Annotated in this window: 1 protein-coding gene; it reads right to left on the reverse strand. The window is 61.3% G+C overall.

Annotated features, from left to right (window positions below; translation table 11 throughout):
* Positions 1-661: SulP family inorganic anion transporter (locus BZK31_RS27475; RefSeq protein WP_167378123.1), on the reverse strand; the 661-nt coding region annotated here is incomplete at its 3' end.
* Between the last annotated feature and the right edge of the window lie 296 nt (positions 662-957).

Below are 957 nucleotides of genomic sequence, written 5' to 3' on the forward strand. Positions count from 1 at the left end.
CGATGATGCGCAGGGTTTCCAGGTTCCACGGGATGTCCGGCAGGTGCAGCACCGGCAAACCGCCAGCAATGTGGGCCATGTCGCCCAGCGTGCGCGTCGGCAGGTCGAGGAAATAGACCGCCAGGCCGACACCGAGAATCGCCACCAGCGCGGGCGGCGCGGCACGGGTCACACGCGGCAGCAGATAGACCACCGCCATGGTCAACGCGACCAGCCCCAGCATCACGTATAACGGCGTGCCATTGAGCCAGTGTTCACCGACCTTGAAGTGCTCAAGCTGGGCCATGGCAATGACGATGGCCAGGCCGTTGACGAAGCCGAGCATCACCGGATAAGGCACCAGCCGTACCAGTTTGCCCAGCCGCAGCACCCCGAACAGGATCATCAACAGACCGCCCAGCAGCACGGTCGCCAACAGGTACTGCACGCCCTGCTGCACCACCAGCGCGACGATCACCACCGCCATCGAACCCGCAGCACCCGACACCATGCCCGGTCGTCCGCCAAACAACGCCGTCAGTGTGCAGATGATGAATGCGCCGTAGAGCCCCATCAGCGGATTGAGATGAGCGACCAGCGCGAAAGCGATGCACTCGGGCACCAGCGCGAAAGAGGTTGTGAGTCCTGCCAGAACCTCGGCGCGTATACGGATAGATTTCATGGCTTACCTGAACTGCGCCTGCGAGCACGCCCGCAGCAGTGCGAAAAAGGGGGCATATTACGCAAACAAGTGGCCAACAACTACCGCTGCAAGGTTTCAGCGCCGCACTTCCTGTCAGCCGGTCATGGATCAGACGGCTCATCCGGCTTGGACACACAGGCGTGTTTGAGGGCAAGCTCTTGCTCGCGCAGTGAACGGCGGTTGCGTTCAACATCGCCATCAAAAAACAAGGAATCGAGTCATGCAATGGAATTCAAAGCTGTCTTGCCCCGTGCTGCTGGCTGGCCTGAGTCTGG

The organism is Pseudomonas floridensis, assembly GCF_002087235.1.
Taxonomy (GTDB): Bacteria; Pseudomonadota; Gammaproteobacteria; order Pseudomonadales; family Pseudomonadaceae; genus Aquipseudomonas; species Aquipseudomonas floridensis.